This is a genomic window from Acinetobacter sp. AS5, assembly GCF_048957595.1.
Taxonomy (GTDB): Bacteria; Pseudomonadota; Gammaproteobacteria; order Pseudomonadales; family Moraxellaceae; genus Acinetobacter.
This window is the reverse complement of the sequence record NZ_JARDAL010000043.1, coordinates 16,140-34,916: the sequence shown is the minus strand read 5'-3', so window position 1 is coordinate 34,916 and position 18,777 is coordinate 16,140. Positions and strand designations below refer to the sequence as shown.

13 protein-coding genes and 4 pseudogenes are annotated in these 18,777 nt (G+C 40.7%); 13 read left to right on the top strand and 4 right to left on the bottom strand.

Annotation, left to right across the window (positions count from 1 at the left end; genetic code table 11):
- Positions 1-71: 71 nt before the first annotated feature.
- Positions 72-3,965 (top strand): annotated as a pseudogene (locus tag PV763_RS13575) (tyrosine-type recombinase/integrase); the annotation flags it as partial.
- Between the two features lie 365 nt (positions 3,966-4,330).
- Here PV763_RS13575 and PV763_RS13570 read toward each other — a convergent pair.
- Positions 4,331-4,591, bottom strand: a pseudogene (locus PV763_RS13570) (IS30 family transposase); the annotation flags it as partial.
- Between the two features lie 62 nt (positions 4,592-4,653).
- On the opposite strand from PV763_RS13570, the gene PV763_RS13565 reads away from it, so the two are divergent.
- Complete coding sequence (locus PV763_RS13565; protein WP_126039379.1) at positions 4,654-4,899, top strand: nitroreductase family protein; 246 nt, start codon at positions 4,654-4,656, stop codon at positions 4,897-4,899.
- 112 nt (positions 4,900-5,011) lie between these two features.
- Positions 5,012-5,248 (top strand): DUF1993 family protein, encoded by a 237-nt coding sequence (locus PV763_RS13560; protein ID WP_420938026.1) that lies wholly within the window; start codon positions 5,012-5,014, stop codon positions 5,246-5,248.
- 223 nt (positions 5,249-5,471) lie between these two features.
- Here PV763_RS13560 and PV763_RS13555 read toward each other — a convergent pair.
- Positions 5,472-6,223, bottom strand: a protein-coding gene (locus tag PV763_RS13555; RefSeq protein WP_338841470.1) for an IS5 family transposase whose coding sequence is annotated in 2 segments (ribosomal slippage) — positions 5,472-5,995 and positions 5,995-6,223 — 753 coding nt in all. Because the reading frame shifts where the segments join, the coding sequence is not laid out codon by codon here.
- A 76-nt stretch (positions 6,224-6,299) separates the two neighbouring features.
- The gene (gene mobR / locus PV763_RS13550) at positions 6,300-7,967 is read right to left on the bottom strand and encodes a phenol degradation transcriptional regulator MobR (protein ID WP_270429446.1); all 1,668 of its coding nucleotides are present in this window, start codon (positions 7,965-7,967) and stop codon (positions 6,300-6,302) included.
- Between the two features lie 427 nt (positions 7,968-8,394).
- Here mobR and PV763_RS13545 point away from each other — a divergent pair, with 427 nt between their 5' ends.
- From PV763_RS13545 to PV763_RS13510, 8 genes are all read left to right on the top strand, one after another.
- Positions 8,395-8,688, top strand: a complete 294-nt coding sequence (locus PV763_RS13545) for a phenol hydroxylase subunit (protein ID WP_104222200.1) — start codon at positions 8,395-8,397, stop codon at positions 8,686-8,688.
- Between the two features lie 19 nt (positions 8,689-8,707).
- Positions 8,708-9,712: an aromatic/alkene monooxygenase hydroxylase subunit beta gene (locus tag PV763_RS13540; RefSeq protein ID WP_270429441.1), complete on the top strand. Its 1,005-nt coding sequence runs from the start codon at positions 8,708-8,710 to the stop codon at positions 9,710-9,712.
- Between the two features lie 11 nt (positions 9,713-9,723).
- The gene (locus PV763_RS13535; RefSeq protein ID WP_126039397.1) at positions 9,724-9,990 is read left to right on the top strand and encodes an MmoB/DmpM family protein; all 267 of its coding nucleotides are present in this window, start codon (positions 9,724-9,726) and stop codon (positions 9,988-9,990) included.
- Positions 9,991-10,038: 48 nt separating this feature from the next.
- A complete protein-coding gene (locus tag PV763_RS13530) occupies positions 10,039-11,565 on the top strand; it encodes an aromatic/alkene/methane monooxygenase hydroxylase/oxygenase subunit alpha (protein WP_270429439.1) in 1,527 nt (508 codons plus the stop codon).
- Positions 11,566-11,682: 117 nt separating this feature from the next.
- Positions 11,683-12,045, top strand: a complete 363-nt coding sequence (locus tag PV763_RS13525; protein ID WP_270429438.1) for a phenol hydroxylase subunit P4 — start codon at positions 11,683-11,685, stop codon at positions 12,043-12,045.
- Between the two features lie 68 nt (positions 12,046-12,113).
- Positions 12,114-13,175: an NADH:ubiquinone reductase (Na(+)-transporting) subunit F gene (locus PV763_RS13520; RefSeq protein ID WP_034679685.1), complete on the top strand. Its 1,062-nt coding sequence runs from the start codon at positions 12,114-12,116 to the stop codon at positions 13,173-13,175.
- A gap of 147 nt (positions 13,176-13,322) precedes the next feature.
- The gene (gene catA / locus PV763_RS13515) at positions 13,323-14,243 is read left to right on the top strand and encodes a catechol 1,2-dioxygenase (protein WP_420938025.1); all 921 of its coding nucleotides are present in this window, start codon (positions 13,323-13,325) and stop codon (positions 14,241-14,243) included.
- A 157-nt stretch (positions 14,244-14,400) separates the two neighbouring features.
- Complete coding sequence (locus PV763_RS13510; RefSeq protein ID WP_420938024.1) at positions 14,401-15,273, top strand: SphA family protein; 873 nt, start codon at positions 14,401-14,403, stop codon at positions 15,271-15,273.
- A gap of 85 nt (positions 15,274-15,358) precedes the next feature.
- On the opposite strand, the pseudogene PV763_RS13505 reads toward PV763_RS13510, so the two are convergent.
- A pseudogene (locus PV763_RS13505) lies at positions 15,359-16,512 on the bottom strand (IS3 family transposase).
- A 6-nt stretch (positions 16,513-16,518) separates the two neighbouring features.
- Here PV763_RS13505 and PV763_RS13500 point away from each other — a divergent pair.
- Together PV763_RS13500 and PV763_RS13495 are read left to right on the top strand one after the other, a co-directional pair.
- A pseudogene (locus PV763_RS13500) lies at positions 16,519-17,458 on the top strand (IS5 family transposase).
- A 236-nt stretch (positions 17,459-17,694) separates the two neighbouring features.
- On the top strand, positions 17,695-18,774 hold the full coding sequence (locus PV763_RS13495) for an aromatic ring-hydroxylating dioxygenase subunit alpha (RefSeq protein ID WP_126039406.1): 1,080 nt from the start codon (positions 17,695-17,697) through the stop codon (positions 18,772-18,774).
- Positions 18,775-18,777 lie beyond the last annotated feature (3 nt).

Genomic DNA, 18,777 nt, shown 5'->3' with positions numbered 1-18,777 from the left:
TTCTAGAGTTATTTGCATTTCTCTATTTTATCAAAATTCAACCTGCTTTTTTTTAGCATACTTTTTGATACACCACCCAGAATAATATTGCTATTCAATATGATCATACTTTATCTGCATACGTATTGAGCGTTTTAGCAGGCACACCGACACTCAAAACAAAGCCAGAAGAGTCTAAATTTCATTTGCCATGGACCAAGAAATTACAATTGGTTTTACCAAGTGAGCTCAATGATTTGGTGAATCAAGTCAAAAATCTTGCGATTAAAACCCGTCAACCGGCAGTTGAACGCGAAGTTAGAAGACTTATTAACAGTGTGCCGAAAGAGTTAGAAATCAGCCTCAAAAGCATTAAAGATCTTCTTCCACGGTTGTTATATGAGCATAGCCAAGGTGACTTAGCTGTCGTTAAAGCAGTGACTAATGCATCCGGTCGGAATTATGATAACTTAATTCATTATGCATCTTTTGAACAGAGGAAACTTGAGCAGTTATGGGCTGATTGTTTAACAACGATAAAAATTGATATTCCTGAATATATGCACTCTTCTAGTGAACGCGTGGGTAGCCCGACTGGGATAAAGATTGTTGAAATACAAAATGAAATTACAAGAATAAAGAAGAGAATAAATCAGGCTGCCGAACAGAAAGATTGGCAGACGCTCTTTGATAACTTAACGTTGTATACAGAATTATGGATGAATCTTGCAACTGCAGGACGGGGGATTAAGCAACCCTTTCCAAAGTGGATAAGTCAGCAAGGCTGGGCATTGATTCAAGATAAACATCATCAAGATGAATCAACCGATCGTTATGTGCCATTGACGGCAGCATTTATCAAACAGATTCAAGTTTTACGTGGTTTGATGAGAATGCTGGGGGATCAAGTTGAACCACGTGTTGATTTATCGTCTTATGCGTTGCAACTTTGTGATCCTCATCAGATTGAAGGTTTAGGTAGAAATTGGGCACGGAAGCTGGTTCGCTCTGATAATAATCAGTTACCTGGACGGTTCAAGGATGCTGGACTTGGGCACTGGGTACGCGGTCGTTATCCATGGGATATGTTATCAGTATTTCCTGTATCAACATTTAAACAACAGTGGCTTGATGTACAAGAAAACCTGCAAAAACAGTTAGGTTTCGAATGTCTTGATGTTTTTGATTTTTTTAAAAACCTGAATATTCCAACATTTGTTGTAACCAAAGAGATTAAAACAGTTCAAGCAGAGACGAAGCCGAGAATACAATATTCAGAAAATGATGTAAAAGAATGGCTGGAAAACTCAGAGTATGAGTCCTATTGTCAGTTGATTTTTGAGGAAAATCCTGAGCCAAACGTATCTTTCGAGCTTGGACATGTATTAGCTTCCCATTTAGCTAAAAATACAAACATTGATTTGCCACAAGCGATCAAGGCATATTGTGCTTATATTCGCGATAAAACGAAAATTCCTTTATTCGTTCAACTTCCTCAAAAAGCTAATCGTACGTGGCTGACATCTGAAAATAGTTTTAGTACATGGGGTTATATTGAACAAAACTTACTTGATCTTATTCAGAAGGATTTAGAACATTTACCTGAACATCAAAATTGTGATATTGAAATAGGACGTTTGCTGGTTGTACTCTCCATGTATGCACAACTGTGCAGAGTGAGCCATTTACAAGCGATGTTGGAGTTTATTGCTTCTGATCAACATATAGTCGCTATGGGGAATAGTCGGCTCGTTGAGCTGACAGTGAATAATGATAGATCTGTGACGAAGATACGCCGTACAGTACTGTTAAGTCCTTATGTCTCGACTTTAATTTTAGTAGACCGACAGTATCTACAGCCCCGATTAAAAGAGATTTTAGCACAGTCAAGAAATCAACAAAGAACGACTTGGCAAAAGTGTTTTAATACATATTTAAAACAAATAGGGCTTAAGTCAACTCTATCGTTGGCTCAATGGTTGAAAGCTTTACAGCAAAATGTGATGTTAAATAGCACTCCGTTAATTGCAGGTTATATAGCAGGCCAAGTCCTGACTGAAGATCTTTCAATAAATGAATTATTACGCTTATCCGAATATGAAAAATTAACCACAGGTTTAGATAGTACTGAGCCAGAAAATGAAATAGAAATAGGCGATGAGCAACTAAATTTGTCTGATATTTTAGCGATGATTCAGCAACTAAAAGGTGAGTCTAGATCAAGCATTTGGCTTAAACAGCTTGCCAATAATAAAACGAATCACTACTCAGTCAATTTATTAACGTGCTTTGTGCAATGGTTGATTTTACGCTGTGATGCAGAAGAGTTAAGTCTACAGAATCGAAATATGATTCATCTACATTTGGCCATCGTCAGTGCAGGTATATTGGGGTTTTCAGAAGATTTAACAAAAGATAGCCAGATTGATGAAGATGTATTTCAAAAATGGATGGAGTTGACGCAAGAGCATTTTCCACACCGCAAGCATCTCGCTGCGTGGAATCGCTTTAGAGATTTTTTAATTCAGTTAAATGATGATCGTATAAAGTTACACAATCGTACAGCGCATCAAGCAAGTGCTAAAGTTTTTGCAAAAAATGAAGTGCAGCAGATCGTTCAAATATTACAATCTGTAGAATCTGGGGTGAGTGATGCTGCTTTACGTCTAGAGATTCAGCGTCATTTTCGTTTATCTGCAGCGATGGGTGTACGCCGTTCAGAGACACTTCATTTACGGCCCTTAGATATTGATGAGGATATGCTCCGAATTCGTCCTTATGGTGAGCATCAGTTAAAAACACTTGGATCAGAACGTGTTGTTCCGATGAATTTATTAAGTCAGACGATTCAAAAGGGATTAGATGATATTTATAAGAATAAAAAATATTCGATATTAATGTCTGATGAGGACAGTGAGCATAGGCCTTTTTTCAATCAAATATCTCAAATATTAAAGAAAGTCACTGGAGATGTTGATCTCAGCTTACATCATTTAAGACATACGTTTGCAAGTGCATATACTTTAAAGTGTTTGCAAACAGTGGTGGATTTTAAAGCGCTCACGATAGAACTGCCATGGCTACAAACTTGGATGCCATCGAATGAGCAATTTAATACACTAGTAGGCAATGAAGGACAGGTTGGGCAAGGGATTAAGGCGATTAGTCGAGTGCTTGGACATTTACATGAATCGACAACATTAAAGCATTATGTTCATATCTTATTTCTGGCTACTTATGCCTATAGCATGCAACAACAGCAACCCAATTTACATACTGCATTTTTTAAGCGAGTCATGAGTCGGAGTAATTTATTCAGGCATTTCCAAGCGATTCATCAACAGAATGGTAATCTAAAATATGAGTTGAGAGATACCATTGAAAAATATGTACTCAAAAAAAGACAAAGTCAGAGGTGGGTCATCTATGCTAAAAAAAGAGGGAATTCGACTGGAAAATTAATTAAACACGAATTATTTCAAAAGTTTGAATATATTGAGCGGTATCTTATTTCTGCGCAGGGGCAGCCACGATTAGATATTGAGCCCTGGAAGAGAGCTTTAATTACGATGGCAAACATTCCGTCAGGTAAACGTGGTTCAAATATAGGAAGACACCCATTATCGACACAAGGAAAGTTAGCTCGTTTGCCTGAATTACTCAGTGCTGTAGATTTTAATTCTGCACAAGAGATTTTAGAGCGATTTGATTATTTAGAACAAAACCAATCAGAAACTTATAATTGGTTAATAAAAAAATGGTTGTATGAAAGTAATGTAACAAAAGCATTGATGCATTTTACCGCAGAGGATGAACCTATGCTTTCAATCCTTACAGAACATCAATTTTTTCCGATGATGATGAAACATAATAAATATAATTATTTTAGAATTATGTCTCAACAAGCCACATTAAGCGCCGTGCGATGGGCACTTACGTGGTTGAGTGCACGATATTTGGTGATTAGAGATGATATCAGAATCTAATTAAATATGACTTACGCACGCTTTATTACAGAAAGGTTTAAAAGACAGCGCTACCCTAATTGAGCTAAATTCAAATGACAACTTGGGTATAAGTACAGCTAGATTCTGTGAATTTGTTAAAGACAGCTATGTGTACATGAATAATATCATTTACCTGACTAGGAAAACTTCTTGCTGCTCATTTATCGCTTAATAATAGAGACTCAGGTATTTTTTATGGATCAACAGAGCCAAAAAAACATCACATTATCTATTGCGTTCTGTCTGCTGCTGGAAGCTGTACAACATGATTCCTTATGGGAAATAGCCTAAGCGTAAGCGGTAACCGCCCCAAAAAAAATATTTGAGTTTAAAAAGGGGCGAATTCAAACATGAGGTGCGACAGTTTCAAAAGTCTTATGATAATAAACAAGCTGAGCAAATTTCTTTAATGGTGTAAGCCAATCTAACGCTTTTCTAGGACGAGTATTCAGTGACATGGCAACTTGATTTAAATAATGCTGATCTGCCTGATTTAAATCAATCCCTTTAGGTAAATATTGCCTAATTAAACCATTCATATTTTCGCATGTGCCTTTTTGCCAGGGTGAATGTGGGGCACAGAAATATACATCTATGCCTAAATCGGAGCAAGCATTGCACGATCGAGGTATGCCAAAGAATGTGATTCCACTGTACGGTTCATCGTATGGCTGGTGACATAGGCATGTACGCTCAGACACTTCTGCTGTCTCTGACCGCTCATGGATTAGGTGGCGTTCCGCAGACCATACTGGGCTTTTACGGTGAAACCATCCGCAAAGAACTCGGTGTAGACCCGTCATTAAAATTATTATTTGGTATTTCCCTGGGTTACCCGGATGTGACTCACCCTGCAAATCAATACAGGATTAATAAAGAGCCTGTTGGTGAAAGTGTCACTTTTCATCAGTAACGAAAACTTTTAGAAGTGGACAGCCTACGCATCCGCATGGCTCGTGGAATTGAATGTTGGTTAAGCCAACGTCCGCCTGACATCCATTAGAACTCCCTATTCCGGCGACGCCATGATCGCAGAAGGGGATTTTATTACCCAAATAATATGGTTTTTACCACTTAATGATGGGGACAACTTCACAACCAAAAGGCTCCTTATAATGTACGCACAGATCATACAGTTCACAAAAATGCTCCACACTCTTTCTCGCCTGCTTGATAAAGCACAAAGGCACGCAGAAGCAAATAAATCTGAATCAGCAGTTCTTCTGAATTCCTGTCTTTCACCAGATATGCTCCCGTGTTAGCGGCAGTGTAAAAATGACCCCCTTGGTTAATATAGCGGTCATTTTGGACTGCTCAACGCCTGCCCGCTGATAGATCAGGCGCTGACGGTACAGCGATGGCACATGATCAGCACACTTTGAAATCACTAGATAATTTAAGAGAATTTTAACTTATAAATATTCATTTTAAAAATCATGTAGATAAATCTAAAGATAATTGTTTTGCAGGCTCTAGGGCGTGTCCTCATTTGGCTTTACACCAAATAAACATGCAAGCAATGTAAATCATAGACTGATAATTTCGTGCAAGCTTATCAAATCGGGTTGCAATCGCTCGGAAATGTTTCAATCTCGCAAATACATTTTCAACTAACTGTCTTAATTTATATTGATATTTATCAAACTCCTTATTCGATCTTTTACTATTTGATCTCATTGGAATGATGGGAATCATATCCTTGTTCTGGGCATATATTCTAATGTGCTCAGCATCATACCCCTTATCAGCAATGAGATAAGTTGCCTCGCCTACAATATCAATCAGTTGATTTGCAACTTGACTGTCGTGGACTCCACCCCCAGTGATTTTAAAATCAATCGGTAATCCATTCGCGTCGGTTGCAAGATGTATTTTTGTTGTTCGTCCACCACGTGATTTTCCAATTGCTCTTTCGAAACCATTCCGAGCTCCACTTGCATGTTGGTGCACGCGTATGTAGCTTCTGTCAATGAATACCCATTCTTGATCCAAGACGCCTCGTAATCTAAAAAAAATTGATTCCACAATCCCTTGATTGCCCAACGATTAAAACGATTATAAGCAGTTTGCCAAGGACAAAATTCTTGAGGAATATCACGCCATGTGGCGCATGTACGCAGTTTCCATAAGATCACTTCCATGATATTTCTACTATTCTTTGAACGGTAGCAATCATGTAATCGCATAGTATCTTGAATTTGCTGCCAGATATCATCGGTAAGAAGAGTACGTGCCATTGAAAATATAGAAATAAAAATAATTCAAAGGAAGGTTTTAAGTATTTAAAACCAATTCTTCAAATGAGGACACGCCCTAATAATATTTATTAAGTCGATAATCGAGCTTTGCTCGACTAATACCCAACAAACGGGCTGCTTCAGACACATTGTGTTTGGCTTTTTGCATCGCGGTGATAATCAGTTGTTGTTCATGTTGTTCTAAATCAAAACCTTCAGTCAACAGCTTGTCTAAATCTACGTTGGCTTGTTCATCTACGGTATGCTCGCTGTGCATTTGTGGAAATAAGGCTTTCAGTTTAATCAGTTGTTGATCTTCCGTTAGCAGTACCGCACGTTCGAGCAGGTTTTCCAGTTCACGAATATTGCCAGGCCACGCATAGCTTTGCATAAAGTCAGTGGCTTTTTCACTGACGCCTTGAATTTGTTTGTCATACATTTTTTCAAAGCGTTTTAAGAAATGCGCAACCAATAGCGGTAAATCTTCACGGCGTTCACGCAGTGGTGGAATTTGCACAGGAAAAATATTTAAACGGTAATATAAATCGGCACGGAAACGACCTGCTTTAACCGCTTGTTCTAAATCTTCATTGGTTGCAGCAATTACGCGAACATCAATATGACGGGTTTGCGAATCTCCAACGCGTTCCACTTCACCTTCTTGTAGCACACGCAGTAAAGCCGCTTGAGCGCGTGGTGAAAGCTCAATCACTTCATCTAAAAAAATAGTGCCGCCATGGGCGCGTTCGAATTTACCTAAGCGTGATTGATGTGCACCTGTAAATGCACCTTTTTCAACACCAAACAGTTCAGATTCAATCAGTTCAGGCGGAATTGCCGCACAGTTGACCGCAACAAAAGCATGTTCTTTACGTTGACTGAGTTCATGCACACCACGGGCAAAGGCTTCTTTCCCGACCCCTGTTTCACCTTGCAGCAAAATCGACACTTTTGCACCTGCCGCTTTTTTGAGTAAGTCACACACCCGTTGATAAGCTGCAGATTGTCCGACTGAGCTGAACATGCTGTAGTCATTTTTACTGGTGGTATAAATCGATTTTTTCAGTTCATACAATTCGGCTTGTAGTGCAATGAGTTCCTGTTCCATCGGTTCGGGTGACATGAACTGAATCAGTTCATCGGCATTTTCCCATTCACCGAGTGGTTTACCAATAATGCGACAGTTAGCATGTCCGCAGGTTTTACATTCCATTTCCTGATAAATAATGGTCATGCCTGTGGCATAACTGCTGTACCCGCAAGCATAGCCTAGCAGCATCCAGCAAGAAGGTTCATTGCTCGGTCCAAACTGTTCAAGATGTACATCGGCTTCAAAGGAGTTATGCCAGTTTAGGTCTGCATAAAACTGTTTTTTCTTTTGATTTATAATCAGTTGATTGGCAGAAACTTGTACCATGCCACGAATACCGTGCATTTGTGGCCCTGCCATAAAAGCCTGCTCTTCATTTAAGCCAGGGCGCATTTTCGTGGTGACTTCTGCATCTTTTAGACCTGCCTGATAGCCTAAACGAATAAAAAAGCGTTTGGTGCGTTGTATTCCAATCATATTGACAAGGTCTTTACGCAAATAGCCGATGATGCTGGTATGCATCAGCAACATGCGATATTCGTCAAACCAGATTTGTCCATGCTCAGTGTCAAAATGTAGCTTGGAAAGCAGGTCGTGAATTTCCTGAGGATAGCCTGCATTTTTGCCGCTACTGTCGTATTTTACTAGTGCCATGCGCCGTGTTTAATCCATTAAATTCGTGGCTGGTTAGCTATCTTATGCAACTTCGTGAAAATTTAACAATACATAAATAGTATCATGACAAACTTTAAAGGTATTTGAGTGTATCTATATGTTTTTATTTTTATTTTTATTTTTATTTTTATTTTTATTTTAGGCGAATTGCATAAAGCACAAGGATAATTTTTTGTATCCGAGTGGGCTATATTTCATCAAATCATGAAATCTCAAATTTTTTAAACATCAAAATTCATCAAATCATGAAATTCAAATTCTTATAAAAATAATCGGATTTTTTAAGTTACTGTTTTTCAATGTTTTTATAAAGTTGGCACGCTTGTTGTAATAGTAAAAGTAAGCAACAGATGCATGAAGCAACTGAAGCAAGCTCTGAATGATTCAGGTCTTGTAGGAGAACACCATGAAGGATGCAACAGGCACATTGCCTCTAATCAAATACATTCGGGTAACGGGCGATATTGATGCCGCATTTGTCGAGTTCGACTTTGCCATTCACGATCCAACTTTATATGTGGAGTTGGTCTTGCCCCAGCAAGCATTCCGTGAGTTTTGTGCCACCAATCAGGTGGTGGAAATGAGCGAGCAGCAACAGGCTGTGAATGATGCAGAAGAAGATAAATGGCGTTATGGCGTCGAACACGACACTTTGGTCGGTGCACAGCGATACAACATTGATCATGAAGATCAACACTGAATGCTTAAGGAGATAAGCGATGACTTTAGAAATCAAAACAGCGGGTATTGAGCCAATTCGTCAAAACTATGCCTATATTGAGCGCCGTTTTGGCAACAAGCCTGCAACCCGTTATCAGGAAGTAAGTTTTGATATTCAGCCGGAAGCCAACTTTCACTATCGTCCGCTGTGGAAACCTGAAAAAACCTTAAATGACAAAACCCACACTGCTATTGAAATGCAGGACTGGTATGCATTTAAAGACCCACGTCAGTTTTATTATGGGACGTATGTGCAGCATCGTGCACGTTTGCAGGACATTGCGGAAAGTAACTTTAGCTTTTTTGAAAAGCGTCAGTTGGCAGAACATATTTCTGAAGATGTTAAAGCCAAAGTGATTGCCTTGTTTTTGCCGTTTCGTCATATCGAGCAAACTGCCAATTTACACATGATGTCGGGCAGTGCTTATGGTTATGGCACGGTGCTGACCCAAGCCTGTATTTATGCTGCGATGGATCGTTTAGGTATGGCGCAGTATATCTCACGGGTTGGTTTGGCACTCGATGGCAACACGGGCGAATCTTTAATTCCAGCCAAACAAGCATGGATGCAAGATGAAGCATGGCAAGGACTGCGCAAGCTGTGTGAAACCAGTTTGACCGAGCAAGACTATTTCAAACTGTTTTTATTACAAAACTTGGTGATTGATAGCTTTATGAGCGAATTGGTTTATACCCAATTTGATCAATGGTTGGCACAGCATCAGGCACGTGACTTGGCGATGCTGATGGAATTTATGCAGGAAGCTATGGCAGATTTGCGCAAATGGTCAGACAGCGTATTTAAAACCGCAGCAGCAGAATCTGCACATAACAAACAATTGTTGAGCCAATGGTTAGCCGAATATTTACCTGAAGTGAAAGCGGCATTTGCAGCGTGGGCAGCTGAGGCGTTGTCTGCAGATGCAGTCGACATTGCAGAACAAAAACTGCTGGAACGCAGTAAAAAAATTGGCATCGAACTTGAACAAATTTTGCAGGCTTAAGGAGAAGCAGCATGTCTAAGGTTTATCTGGCATTACAGGACAATGACACATCGCGCTACATCATTGAAGCGATTGAAGAAGACAACCCAGATGCCACGATTCAATATTTGCCTGCCATGATCCGGGTTGAGAGTAACTCAGATTTAATTATCAGGGCCGAAACTGTTTCAGAAAAGCTAGGGCAAGATTGGGATATCCAGTCCTTACAGCTCAACATGATTACGCTGGGTGGCAACGTCGAAGAAGATGACGATATGTTCCGCCTATATTGGAATTAATCACAACACAGAGGTTGTGAGTCTAAAAATGAATTAAGGATGACGAAGATGAACTCTAAAATAAATGCAATCGGCAAGAAGTTAAATGCGAAAGATCGCTATCGTGCTTTGACACGTGATCTGGATTGGGACTTCTCTTATGTAGATCGTAAAGAGGCTTTCCCTTATGAAGAGTTTGAGGGGATTAAAATTACCGACTGGTCAAAATGGGAAGATCCATTCCGTTTAACCATGGATGCTTACTGGAAGTATCAGGCAGAAAAAGAGAAAAAACTTTACGCCATTTTTGATGCTTTTGCACAAAACAACGGTCAAATGAACGTGACCAATGAGCGTTATTTGAATGCCATCAAACTGTTTTTAACTGCGGTAACTCCGCTTGAGTATCAGGCATTCCAAGGTTATGCACATGTAGGGCGTCAGTTTAGTGGTGTAGGTGCACGTATCGCATCACAAATGCAGTCGATTGATGAATTACGTCACGTGCAGACGCAAATTCATGCCATGAGCCATTACAACAAATTCTTTGATGGTTTTCAGGATTGGTCGCACATGCATGACCGCGTTTGGTACTTGTCTGTACCAAAATCTTTCTTTGAAGATGCGCGTTCAGCAGGGCCGTTTGAGTTCTTGTTAGCCATTAGCTTTGCCTTTGAATATGTATTGACCAACTTGTTGTTCGTACCGTTCATGTCAGGTGCAGCACACAATGGCGATATGGCAACGGTCACCTTTGGTTTTAGTGCACAGTCCGATGAAGCACGTCACATGACTTTAGGTCTAGAAATCGTGAAATTCTTGTTAGAACAACACGAAGATAACGTGCCAATCGTACAGGAATGGATTGATAAGTGGTTCTGGCGTGGGACTCGTCTGTTATCTATAGTTGGCATGATGATGGACTACATGCTGCCAAACAAAGTGATGTCGTGGAAAGAAGCGTGGGAAACCTACTTTGAAGAAGCGGGCGGTGCGCTGTTCAAGGACCTGAGCCGTTACGGTATTCGTATGCCGAAATATTCAGAAGTAATTACCAAAGAAAAAGAACACGTGTCGCATCAAGCGTGGTGGATTTTCTATAACTTCGGTCATGCAGCAGGTTTCCATACTTGGATTCCAACCGATCAGGAAATGGATTGGTTATCTGAAAAATATCCAGACACCTTTGACAAATACTACCGTCCAAAGTGGGAGTTAGCACGCAAGATGGAAGCAGAAGGCAAGCGTTTCTACAGCGCAGGCTTACCGCAATTGTGCCAAATTTGCCAAGTGCCAATGACTTTCACCGAAATGGATGGCGATCCGACCATGTTTACGTATCGTGAGTCTGTTTATAAAGGCGAGCGTTACCACACCTGTTCAGATGGTTGTCACGATATTTTTGAACGTGAACCTGAAAAATATGTGCAGGCATGGTTGCCAGTGAACCAAATTCTACAAGGCAACTGTGGTGGCTTAGATTTGGAAAACATGCTGCGCGAATATTATCGCTTCAATGTCGGTGCAGATAACTTGGATATTGAAGGTTCACCAGACCAGCAACGCTGGAAAAAATGGAAAGGTGATGCGGCTTAACGCTCATTCACTATCTAAAGTAAATATCTAAAATTTAAGTTATTTCAAGATTCAAATTTAAAAGGATTTCGGTTTGAGTCATTTGCGGCTCAAACCACCCCAATACGGAGAATGACCATGTCAGTACGCGCTATTCGCCCAGATTACGACTTTGAACCACGCGACCTACAAAAACACTATGGCGACAACATTTTGGTGTATGTGGGTTGGGATCATCACACTTTATATTGTTCTGCACACGCCATGTTGGTTTCGCCGCAGCAAACCTTTCAGGAATTTTTGGATCAGCAAATGCAGGCGGGTTTCCATCAACATCCTGACTTTAAAAACATTAAATGGGATGAAGTGCAATTTACTTTAAACAAACAGGTAATTCAGCCACGCCCTGAACAGACCTTGGCAGAAATTGGCTTCGATCATAAATCACTACTGCGCTTTTTAACTCCAGGGCTGAATGGGTACAAGGACGCACACGTTTAAAACAGCAAGATCACAACTAGATAAAGACAGCAAAGCACAGACAGTAAGTGCAAGACAGGAGGTCGCAGATGAGCTATCAAGTCACAATTGAGCCAATTGGTACAACCATTGAGGTTGAAGAAGATCAAACCATTTTAGATGCCGCGTTACGTCAGGGCGTGTGGTTGCCATTTGCTTGTGGGCACGGCACTTGCGGCACTTGTAAAGTCCAAGTCACCGATGGTTATTATGATGTGGGCGAAGCATCACCTTTCGCGCTGATGGATTTAGAGCGTGAAGAACACAAAGTGTTGGCGTGCTGCTGTAAGCCAGAATCAGACATGACCATTGAAGCCGATGTCGATGCAGACCCTGATTTTCTGGGTTATCTAGTACAAGATTATCAGGCCAAAGTCATTGAAGTTCGCGACTTATCTCCAACCATTAAAGGTGTGCGTTTGCAGTTAGACCGCGCAATGGATTTTCAGGCAGGGCAGTACATTAACGTGCAATTCCCGGGCATTGAAGGCACGCGTGCGTTTTCTATTGCCAATGCGCCAAGCGAACTCGGTATTATTGAATTGCATATCCGTCATGTGGTGGGCGGTAGTGCAACGACTTATGTGCATGAGCAGCTAGCAGCAGGCGATAAACTGGAAATTTCAGGGCCTTACGGACAATTCTTTGTACGTAAATCGGATGAACAGGATGCGATCTTTATTGCTGGTGGCTCAGGTTTATCTAGCCCGCAATCTATGATTTTAGACCTGCTTGAATCGGGTGATACCCGCACCATCTACCTGTTCCAAGGTGCGCGAGATGTTGCGGAATTATATAACCGAGAACTGTTTGAGAAATTGGTCAAAGACTATCCAAACTTCCGCTATATTCCTGCTTTGAATGCGCCTAAAGAAGAAGATGGCTGGACAGGTTTTACAGGTTATGTGCATGAAGCAGTTGCTGACTATTTTGAACAGCGCTGTGGTGGTCATAAGGCCTATTTATGTGGCCCACCGGTGATGATTGATGCGGCCATTTCAACCCTGATGCAAAGCCGTTTATTTGAGCGAGATATTCATACCGAGCGCTTCTTGAGTGCTGCAGATGGGGCAAGCGGTCAGTCACGTTCTGCATTGTTTAAACATATTTAAAAAAAGATTAGAAAAAACTTAAGGACATCGTTCAGTGCCGTAGAAACTCGCTTTGGCACTGACTTAAACCAACACTGGAAGGCAGTGTCAAAAACTAAAAATAGCAATGTTCAATTCTACAGTGCCAAAATAGACAAGGAGGATTACATGGACCGTCAACAAATTGATACTTTAGTGAAAGAAATGAACGTCGACACTGCGACAGGCCTTGTCGATCAACGTGTACAGCAAATTGTAGTACGTTTGGTAACAGACTTATTTCAAGCTATTGAAGATTTAGACATTCAGCCTTCTGAAGTCTGGAAAGGTCTGGAATACATGACCGACGCAGGCAAAGCCAATGAACTTGGTTTACTTGCAGCAGGTTTGGGCCTGGAACATTATCTAGATTTACGTGCCGATGAAGCCGATGCTAGAGCAGGCGTGACAGGTGGTACACCACGTACCATTGAAGGGCCATTGTATGTTGCAGGTGCACCTGAATCAGTCGGTTTTGCGCGTATGGATGACGGTTCAGAATCAGATCATATAGATACTTTAATTATTGAAGGTAAGGTCACTGACACACAGGGCAACATTATTGAAAATGCCAAAGTCGAAGTTTGGCATGCTAATAGTTTGGGCAATTATTCATTCTTTGACAAAACCCAGTCTGACTTTAACTTACGCCGTACCATTTTTAGTGATGCAGCAGGTAAATATGTATCGCAAACCACCATGCCAGTTGGTTATGGCTGCCCACCAGACGGTACGACTCAAGCTTTATTAAACAAACTGGGGCGTCATGGTAACCGCCCATCTCACGTGCATTACTTTATTTCTGCACCGGGTTTCCGTAAATTGACCACTCAATTTAACATCGAAGGCGACCAATATCTTTGGGATGACTTTGCCTTTGCTACCCGTGAAGGCCTAGTCGTTACAGCAGTAGATGTGACTGATCCTGCAGAAATCCAGCGCCGTGGTTTAGACAAGCCATTCAAACACATCACCTTTAACTTTGAATTGGTCAAAGATCTAAATAACGCACCATCAACCGAGGTGGAACGTCGCCGCGCAAGCACATAATTTACCTTCCCTAGCGCTACTTTCCAAATTTTCCACAGCGTACTCCAGCCTCATCAAGCCATTTGGTGATGCTGCTCTCTTCAGTTTCTTGCCAAGGTATGAAAGATTCAACATGGCAAGCAAACTTCATCAAAATTTGCATTGAATAGGATGTTCTATGAAAAACAAAATCTACGCACTCATGTTATTGAGCGGTATAGCAACGCATGTCTGTGCAACTGAAAACGGTTTAGACTCTTTTGGACTGGGTATTGAAGGCATTGCAGCAGGTGCTTTGCCACCACCTGGGGTATATTTGCTGAACTACTACCAAAATTACCATGCCAGTGAGTTTAAAGATGGTCCCGACAATTTCCATGTCGATGTAAATGCCTTTATTCCACGTCTGGTGTGGATGACCCCACAACAAATTGCAGGCGGGCAATTAGGGTTCTATGCAGCACAGCCTTTAGTCAATTCACGTTTAAATGCGATGGGCGCGTCGGATTCTAACAGTGGACTGGGAGATTTAGTGATAGGCACTATGCTCGGTTGGCATAAAGGTAACCATCACAGTCTTGCAGCTCTGGAAGGTGTTTTGGCTACTGGAGATTATGACAATGCCAATCTACAACGTCCTGTAATTGCGAATTTAGGCAAGAATTATCACACTATTCGGCCAGTTTTGGCTTACTCGTATTTGCAGCCACAAGGTTGGGAGTTTTCGACCAAACTGTCTTATAGTTTCAATACCGAAAATGACGATACCAACTATCAATCGGGGGATTATTTTGCTGGGGATTATGCAATCGGTTATCAGTTAAATGATCAAGTGAAATTGGCACTAGAAGGCTATGTGTTTAAACAAACCACAGATGATGAAGTGAATGGTGCCAGTATTGGCAATAAAGGACAGGCGTTGGCATTTGGCCCTGCAATTCAATACAAACAGGATAACTGGTCATTAGAGGCGAAGTTCCTGAAAGAAACCGAAGTGGAGCATCGTCCTGAAGGACATTCCACCACCTTAAAAATGGTGTGGGCATTCTAACGACTCAGAGTTCTTACTGAGACGATGATCTTAAGATTAAGCCAAGTTAAACTTGGCTTAATTCTTTAAACTTCGTGGTTTGATCCTAGACAGTATCGTGGACAACCAGCCCCTCTAAACTTTTAAAATATTTTTGTTCAAAGGCTTCTGGGCTTAACCAGCCGTTTGCAGAATGTCTTCTGACCCGATTGTAATAAATCTCGATATAGTCAAACAAGACAGCATTCGCTTCTTTTAGAGTGGCAAACACCATGGATTACATGACCTTTTAATGTATGAAAGAAGCTTTCAGTCACTGCATTATCCCATGAGCAGTATACTGCGCAAGGCCTCGTCTAGACATACTTTGAATACAATCATTTGTCAGTAATAGCGCTCTAAAATCATGACTACAGTATTGTGAACCTTGGTCCGAATGAACCATAACACCCGTTGGATAACCCTGACGAGCCATTGCATAATTAAACGCATCACACACCAATTGGCGGTCTATTCGATGGCTGGTTTGCCACTCCACGATACGACGGCTAAATAAATCTAGCATCACACATAAGTACAACCAACCTTCTTTAGTGCGGATATAGGTAATGTCTGTTGTCCTGAGAAGCATTGCTTCGCAGGGTTAGGCTGAGTAACTTTAAATTGGCGATCCAACAAATTAGGTGCTGTAGGAAAAAGATGGTTTGAATCAGTCGTATGCTTGTATTTACGTGCAATCCTGCTACGTAAACCAAGCTTTTTTAGCATCCTTCCAATAGTACGTTCGCTCATGTTGTAACCTAAATCATGCATGTCATGTACCAATGACGGTGCACCCAAGCGCGCATGATGCTGCCAATATACGGCTTTTAAGTCATTATAATTCTGTGCTGTATTAGCCTGAAGTGCTGACACCTAGGCATTTACAGGCAGAAGATACGGTGACTTCATTCATATCAAGATCTTGAATTAGCGTGTACTTTTCTTGGCATGATCTGTTAGAAAGTACACATGCGCTTTTTTTAAGATGTCATTGGCTTCCCTGAGCTGTTTGACTTCTTTCTCTAATTCCAATATCCGCTGTTGTTCTGGTGAAAGTTGACGTTTGCTTGAAACCACTGGATTGGTTTCACGAATCCATTTGTCTAAAGTTGAATAACCCACACCTAATTTCTGGGCGATTGCAGCTATAGGCTCGTGTGAGTTTGAAAGTACTTTGTTGCACAAACCTATCTGTAAAGGCTTTTTCAGTAATATAATTTTCAAATGAAGAAGCCTACACATAAAATCTACCGCACAACCAATTGGCCCGCATATAACCGAGCACTCATTCATCGCGGAAATATTGCCATTTGGTTCGATCCAAAGACCCAGTGGTATGCACAATCACAAGGCAAGCATGGTCGAAATCAAACCTATTCTGATACTGCCATCCAGTGCTGTCTGATGATCAAATCCCTATTTCGATTGTCTTTACGCATGGTCACAGGTTTTGTTCAAAGTCTGATTAAACTTTGCGGATGAGCAGCCCCGAATATCAGTGATATTCGTACACCACGTTTTGTAGAAGACAAAAGCATATTGATATTGCAATTAGCTACCAAAAAACAGTGGTGGGCTGCATCTACTCATAGACTCTACAGGCATGAAGTTTCTAGGTGAGGGCGAATGGAAACGCAAGAAACATGGACCTGAATATGGTCGCCAATGGCGTAAACTACATATTGGCATAGATGCTAAAACCCTGCAAATACGAGCTATTCAGCTCATAACCAATAATGTCAGTGATTTACAGGTACTTGGTGATTTACTTAATCAGATTCCACAAGATGAGCAGATTGACTCTATTTATACCGATGGAGCTTATGACACCAAGCAATGCCGTGAGGTCATTGCAGATCGGCAAGCGCATGCGGTGATTCCACCTAGAAAAAATGCGAAACCATGGAAAGAAACAAAGAGTAGCTCGCTAGAGCGAAATGAATTACTTCGAACAGTTAAGCGTTTAGGCAGGACACTATGGAAAAAATGGTCAGGCTATCATTGGCGAAGTTTGGTTGAAACTAAGATGTACTGCATTAAATTATTAGGAGATAAACTCAGTGCAAGGCGTTTTGATAGCCAAGTGAATGAGATTCATGCACGTGTAGCAGTCCTCAACAGATTTATGGAATTAGGTCGACCACTTACCCAAGTTACGCCTTAAATTTGGCTCAATTAGGGGCGCTTTGCATTTCAAATCTTTGTGCAACAAAGCCCGATTGATTCAAGGTCTAGTATTTAAATTTCCATTATTCATAATTAGTTAAATCTATAATTTAGAATTAATACCTTCAGAGTATCCCTGTCAGAGATATTTGATATTGGAAAGCATCTTTAAACTCATCTACAAAGGAATAAGTTAAATGAAATAGTTCAACAAATATAGCAAGGAGATGCTAGATGAATAAGATGATTTTTAAAACGTACACTCAGTCTGAGCATGTTTTTTTAAAAGACTGCTGGTATGTTGCTGCGCTTTCAACCGATGTTGATGCATTTAATCTATTTAAGCGCAAAATTATGAATATCAACGTGGTGATTTATCGTACTGAAGATGGTAAGCCGGTTGCGCTACATGATCGTTGTCCTCATCGTTTTGCACCTTTAAGTTTAGGGAGAAGAGAAGGCGATCAATTAGTTTGCGCATATCATGCTTTAAAATTTGATTGCACTGGTCAATGTACACACAATCCTCACGGGAAAGGTCACATCCCAACTGCTGCGAAAGTACAAGCTTTTCCTTTGGTAGAACGCTATGGTTTTATTTGGATTTGGATGGGTAATGCAGAAAAAGCAGATGAGAATTTAATCCCGGATTACAGTGAACTAATGTCAGGACATCCAAATTCGGTTGGTCATACCTATATGCATGTGAAATGCAATTTTGAACTCTTAACCGATAATGTGATGGATTTAAGTCATATCGATCATGTACATGGCGAGATTATTACAACGCGGGGCAAACTGTCACCAATTATTCCACAGGTTACAGAAGCACATAATAGTCTTTCTGCACGTTGGGAATGGGAGCAACAACCTGCAATGATGATTTTTGCACCATTATTGCCAGATCCACAAGCATTAGCTCAGCAATATTTTAACATCACATGGACGGCACCTTCGCATATTCAACTTACTGTTGCTGCTGTACAAAATGGAGAGTTTGGCCTAGATGACTTAAATCAATATGATTTACATACCACAACACCTGAAACTGATACCACAACGCACTATTTCTTTGCGACACGTCGTAATCATATCGAAGAAGATGCAAGTTTTAATGTGATGAAAATTCAGAATATGCATCGTGCATTTGAAGATGAAGATGTACCGCTACTTGAAGCAGTACAGACAGAGATGGAAACTACAGATTTCTTTTCTTTAGACCCAGTATTAATGTCAAACGATATTGCACCTGTACGTGTACGTAAAAAACTTTTAGAGCTGATTAATCAAGAAACACAACAAAATCAAGCTTAAATA